4 protein-coding genes and 2 pseudogenes are annotated in these 6,159 nt (G+C 65.8%); all 6 read left to right on the forward strand.

The window, feature by feature from the left end:
• Window positions 1–351: FHA domain-containing protein (locus RHBS_RS22735; RefSeq protein ID WP_145977573.1), on the forward strand; the 351-nt coding region annotated here is incomplete at its 5' end.
• Between the two features lie 168 nt (window positions 352–519).
• Complete coding sequence (locus RHBS_RS22740) at window positions 520–984, forward strand: FHA domain-containing protein (RefSeq protein ID WP_037195344.1); 465 nt, start codon at window positions 520–522, stop codon at window positions 982–984.
• A complete protein-coding gene (locus tag RHBS_RS22745; protein WP_128646481.1) occupies window positions 981–2,420 on the forward strand; it encodes a PP2C family serine/threonine-protein phosphatase in 1,440 nt (479 codons plus the stop codon). The genes RHBS_RS22740 and RHBS_RS22745 overlap by 4 nt, the downstream gene beginning before the upstream one ends.
• Window positions 2,417–3,873 (forward strand): annotated as a pseudogene (locus RHBS_RS22750) (FtsW/RodA/SpoVE family cell cycle protein). Before RHBS_RS22745 ends, RHBS_RS22750 begins: the two are co-directional and overlap by 4 nt.
• A pseudogene (locus RHBS_RS22755) lies at window positions 3,870–5,351 on the forward strand (peptidoglycan D,D-transpeptidase FtsI family protein). The pseudogenes RHBS_RS22750 and RHBS_RS22755 overlap by 4 nt, the downstream one beginning before the upstream one ends.
• A gap of 6 nt (window positions 5,352–5,357) precedes the next feature.
• Window positions 5,358–6,159 (forward strand): serine/threonine-protein kinase (locus tag RHBS_RS22760; protein WP_145977574.1); only part of this gene is annotated, 802 nt, incomplete at its 3' end.

The following is a 6,159-nucleotide window of genomic DNA, read 5'->3' on the forward strand; positions in this document are numbered from 1 at the left end:
GCGGGCGACCGCGGCGACGGGTACGGCTACGACCAGCCCGCCTCGTACGCAGGTCAGAGTCAGGCGCTCGCCGCGACGCTGCAGCTCGAGGACGGCAGCGGCCGCTACTACCAGCTCCGTGACGGTCAGAACATCATCGGCCGGGGCCAGGACGCACAGTTCCGACTCCCCGACACCGGCGTCTCGCGTCGACACATCGAGATCCGGTGGGACGGCCGCGTGGCCATGCTCTCCGATCTCGGTTCCACCAACGGCACCACCGTCAACGGCGCCCCGGTGCAGGACTGGCAATTGGCCGACGGCGACGTCATTCGGGCCGGTCACTCCGAAATTCTGGTCCGGATCGTCTGACGATCCTCGTGGGCTCGGGTGGGGGTTCGACTCGCACTCTCGTCCACCCGTATGTCGTCCACACGAGCTGCTTCACCCTATGATGCTGCGAGGCAACCATGTCTGCCGCGCCGCGGCTCTGTGCGTGGGCGGGATGCAGGTCGATTGCGAAGGAGGAGGTGAATCGTCGTGCAGGGATTGATTCTGCAACTGACAAGGGCGGGCTTCCTGCTGTTGTTGTGGTTCTTCGTCTGGGCCGTCCTTCGCACCTTGCGCAGTGACATCTACGCGGCCGCAGGCATGCGAGTGCCTGCTCGCTACTCCGGCGGTTCGAAAGTTCTTCCGTCGTTCAACAAACAGAAGGTGGCCAAGTACCTCGTGGTGACCCAGGGCGGTCTCGCCGGAACGCGCATCTCGCTCGGCACGCAGCCCGTCCTCATCGGACGCGCGGACGACTCCACTCTCGTTCTGACAGACGACTACTCGTCGACGCGGCATGCGCGCATCTCGCCCCGCGGCGGTGATTGGTACGTCGAGGACCTCGGTTCGACCAACGGCACCTACCTCGACCGCGCGAAGGTGACCACCGCCGTTCGCGTCCCCTTGGGAACCCCTGTCCGCGTCGGCAAGACCGTGATCGAGTTGCGCCCGTGACCCTCGTCCTTCGCTATGCCGCCCGCAGTGATCGCGGTCTGGTTCGATCCAACAACGAGGACTCCGTGTACGCCGGCGCTCGCCTACTGGCGCTGGCCGACGGAATGGGCGGTCACGCTGCCGGTGAAGTGGCCTCGCAGTTGATGATCGCCGCACTGGCTCATCTCGACGACGACGAGCCGGGCGAGGATCTGCTGGGCAAGCTCGAAGCAGCCACCCGCGAAGGCAACGCGTCCATCGCAGATCAGGTCGAGGACGAACCCGAGCTCGACGGCATGGGGACCACGCTGACCGCGATCCTGTTCGCGGGCAAGCGAATCGGACTGGTGCACATCGGCGATTCGCGCGCGTACATGCTGCGCGACGGCTCGCTCACCCAGATCACCCGAGACGACACCTTCGTTCAGTCCCTCGTCGACGAGGGCCGCATCACCGCCGAGCAGGCGCACACACACCCGCAGCGCTCCTTGATCATGCGTGCCCTCACCGGCAACGAGATCGAACCGACGCTCACCGTTCGGGAAGTACGTGCGGGTGACCGATACCTGCTGTGCTCCGACGGCCTCTCGGACGTCGTCAGCGACGAGACCATCGAGAACACCATGAACGAGGGTGAGACGGGGCCCTGCGCAGATCGTCTCATCGAACTCGCGCTTCGCAGTGGCGGTCCGGACAACGTGACGGTCGTCGTGGCCGACGTGATCGACCTCGACTACGGACAGAGCCACCCCATCCTCGGCGGTGCCGCCAGCACCGAAGACGAGGAGGACGCCCCTCCGCCCAACACCGCAGCAGGGCGCGCCGCAGCGATGCGGCCACCGCGTACGACGCCCAAACGCGTCACCGCACCGGTCGTCACGCCCGAGAAGAAGTCGCACAAGCTGCGCTGGACGTTGATCGCCCTGACCCTGGTGGTGCTGGCGGGAATCGGTGCGCTGGTGGCCAATTCGATCATCAAGGGCAACTACTACGTCGGTGCCGACAACAGCAAGGTCACCGTGCTGCGCGGGCTTCCCGGCTCGGTACTGGGCTACTCGTTGCAGAGCGTCGAACTGATCGGCTGCCTCGACAACGACGGAGCCGTCACGCTGACCGCGCCGGATGCCGCTCCGGCGGACTGCGTTCCGTTCGAGATCGACGATCTTCTGCCCGCCGCACGTGAGCAGGTCACGGCCGGCCTGCCGTCGGGATCTCTCGACGATGCGCGCGGCCAGGTCGAGCGGTTGGCCTCCGGGGACCTGCTTCAGGTCTGCGAGACCGAGCCGGTCGTCACCACGACCGTCGAACCGACTACGACGGCGATCATCCCGCCGCCCGCTGCACCGCTGCCGCCCACGGTCGAACCCACTGCGGAACCAGCACCGACGACCACAGCGGCACCGACACCGACGGTTCCGCAGATTCCCGGCCAGAACTGCAGGACCGGTACTCGATGAGTTCCAATCCGTCCGCGGGAGGGTCCTTTCCGAGTCCGCCCGAAGGATTCGCGCCAGCACCGATTCAATCGAACCGGCGCGGCGTCGAACTGCTTCTGCTCGGGGCCGCCGTCCTGATCACCACGATCTCGCTGGTACTGGTCGAAGCCAGTCAGGAACAGACAATCACCTGGGATCTGGCGAAGTACGCGGTCGCGTATCTCGCGCTGATGACAGTGGCGCACCTGGCCGTGCGACGCTTCGCGCCCTACGCGGATCCGCTGCTGCTGCCGATCGTGGCGCTGCTCAACGGACTCGGTCTGGTGCTCATTCATCGCCTCGACCTGGCCGACGAGCAGCAGGCTCAATATCTCGGAAACCCCATTCCGTCGCCCGATGCCAACCAGCAGGTGCTGTGGACCACGCTGGCCATCGCCGGCTTCGTCGCCCTGCTGGTGCTGTTGCGCGATTACCGCACCCTGCTCGCTACGGCTACACCGTCGGACTCGCCGGACTGGTACTCCTGGCCATCCCGGCGATGCTGCCGTCGGCATTCTCCGAGGTCAACGGATCGAAGATCTGGATCAGGCTGCCCGGCTTCAGTATTCAGCCCGGGGAGTTCGCGAAGATCCTGCTGCTCATCTTCTTTGCATCGCTGCTGGTCGCCAAGCGTGAACTGTTCACCGTCGCAGGCAAGCACTTCCTCGGCATGGACTTCCCGCGAGCGCGCGATCTGGGGCCGATCCTGGTCGTCTGGATCGTCTCGGTCGGCGTGCTGGTGTTCGAGAAGGACCTCGGTACGTCGCTGCTGATCTTCGGAACCGTCCTGGTGATGATCTACATCGCCACCGAACGCGTCGGTTGGTTGATCATCGGTTTCGGGCTGTTGCTCGTCGGGTTCCTGTTCGCGTACCAGGTGTTCGGCCACGTCAAGATCCGCACCGACACCTGGCTGCACCCGTTCGACGACTACAACGACACCGGCTATCAGATCGTCCAGTCGATGTTCAGCTTCGCCACGGGCGGGTTGGCAGGCACCGGACTCGGTAGTGGTCGCCCGTCCCAGGTTCCGTTCGCCAAGACGGACTTCATCATCGCCACGGTCGGCGAAGAGCTGGGCCTCATCGGCCTGACCGCGGTCCTGATCCTGTACTTGCTGTTCATCATTCGCGGCATGCGTACCGCGCTGGCCGTTCGCGACAGCTTCGGCAAACTGCTGGCCGCGGGGTTGTCGTTCACCATTGCCATCCAGCTGTTCGTCGTCGTCGGCGGCGTCACCAAACTCATCCCACTCACCGGCCTCACCACGCCGTATCTGTCCTACGGAGGATCGTCGCTTCTCGCCAACTACCTGCTCCTCGCGCTGCTGATCAAGATCTCCGACGCAGCCCGTGAGCCGGCAAAGCCCAAGAAGAAGCCCGCCCCGGCGGCGCCCATCGCGGAGGCACCGACCGAGATGGTGAAGCGCGCATGAACACTCCCCTGCGCCGCGTGTCCATCGCCGTGATGGTCATGGTCGTCGCGTTGCTCGCCAACGCCACCTACCTTCAGGTCATCAAGGCCGACGATCTGCGCACCGACCCGAGAAACTCACGAGTGCTGCTCGACGAGTACTCACGCCAGCGCGGTCAGATCTCGGCGGGCGGCCAGGTGCTGGCATCCTCGGTCCCCACCGAAGACCGCTACAAGTACCTGCGCACGTACCCCCAGAATTCGATCTCCCCGGCCAGCCCGCAGGCCAACGCGCCGATCACCGGCTACTACTCGATGCTGTACTCGAGCAGCGGCCTCGAACGCGCCGAGGACCCCGTACTCAACGGATCCGACGACCGGCTCTTCGGCGGACGACTGTTCGACCTCATCTCCGGCCGAGATCCCCGCGGCGGCAACGTGGTCACCACCATCGACCAGTGGTCCAGCAGGTCGCCTACGACCAGCTGACCGCCAAGGGATACACCGGCTCCGTCGTGGCCCTCGACCCGGCCACCGGCAACATCCTGGCCATGGCCAGCACCCCCAGCTACGACCCGAACCTGTTGGCCAGCCACGACGGCAGCACCACCACCGCGGCATGGGAGAACCTGAGCAACGATCCCGAGAAGCCGATGGTCAACCGGGCGATCTCGCAGACCTACCCACCCGGATCGACGTTCAAGGTGATCACCACCGCAGCCGCACTCGAAGCGGGCGCGACACCGGACGATCAACTCACGGCCGCGTCGAACATCACGTTGCCGGGAACCTCGACGACGCTGGAGAACTACAACGGTTCGACGTGCGGCGGCGGCCAGACGGCAACGCTGAGAGAAGCTTTCGCACGCTCGTGCAACACCGCCTTCGTCGAGCTCGGCATCGACACCGGGGCCGACAAGATGCGCGAGACCTCGGCCGCCTTCGGCATCGGTGAGAACACCACCATTCCGCTCACCGTCGCCGACAGCACCATCGGACCCATCGACGACGACGCCGCCCTCGGTCAATCCAGCATCGGCCAGCGCGACGTGGCGCTGACCCCGCTGCAGGACGCCGTCATCGCTGCCACCGTGGCCAACGACGGTGTGCGAATGGCCCCGAACCTGGTGCAGCAGCTGCAGTCTCCCGACCTGTCGGACCTGTCGAGCTACCAGCAAGGCCATGGGCCAGGCGATCAGCTCCACCACCGCGGCGACGCTGAAAGACCTGATGATCGGCTCCGAGAACAACACCAGCGGCGAGGGCAAGATCCCCGGGGTACAGATCGCATCGAAAACCGGTACCGCAGAACATGGTTCCGACCCGCGCAACACCCCGCCGCACGCGTGGTACATCGGATTCGCACCCGCCGACGACCCGAAGGTCGCCATCGCCGTCATCGTCGAGGACGGCGGCGACCGCGCCCTCGCCGCGACCGGTGGATCCGTGGCCGCACCCATCGGCCGCGCCGTCATCGCAGCCGCATTGCAGGGGAGGTGACATGACGTGCCACTGAGCAACGGAGCTGTCATCGCGCAGCGCTATCGACTGCTGCGACTCATCGCCACCGGCGGCATGGGTCAGGTGTGGGAAGCAATGGACAACCGCCTCGATCGCCGAGTCGCGGTCAAGGTGCTCAAGGCCGAGTTCTCCGAGGACCCGGAGTTCCTGCAGCGCTTCAGGTTCGAGGCACGCACCACCGCGCAGCTGAACTACCCCGGAATCGCCGGGGTCTACGACTACGGCGAGACCCGCGACGGCGCGGGCGAATCACTGGCCTACCTGGTGATGGAACTGGTCAACGGTGAGCCGCTCAACGCCGTGTTGGGTCGGATGTCCCGGTTGCCGCTCGGCCATGCCCTCGACATGCTCGAGCAGACCGGCCGTTCCCTGCAGATCGCACACACTGCAGGCGTCGTCCACCGCGACGTCAAGCCGGGCAACATCCTGATCACCCCCACCGGGCAGGTCAAGATCACCGACTTCGGCATCGCCAAGGCCGTCGACGCATCCCCGGTGACCAAGACCGGAATGGTCATGGGCACAGCGCAGTACATCGCCCCCGAGCAAGCACTCGGCGAGGAGGCCACGTCGGCTTCGGACGTCTACTCGCTCGGAGTCGTCGGATACGAAGTACTCGCGGGCACGCGGCCCTTCGTGGGCGACGGAGCGCTGACCGTCGCCATGAAGCACGTCCGCGAGATGCCGGCCCCCATGCCGCTCGCCTGCCCCCCGGCCGTGCGTGAACTCATCGAGATCACGATGGTCAAGGACCCGGCCGCGCGCTACGCCAACGGTGGCGAATTCG

Source organism: Rhodococcus sp. BS-15, assembly GCF_000813105.1.
In the GTDB taxonomy this organism is placed as follows: domain Bacteria; phylum Actinomycetota; class Actinomycetes; order Mycobacteriales; family Mycobacteriaceae; genus Rhodococcoides.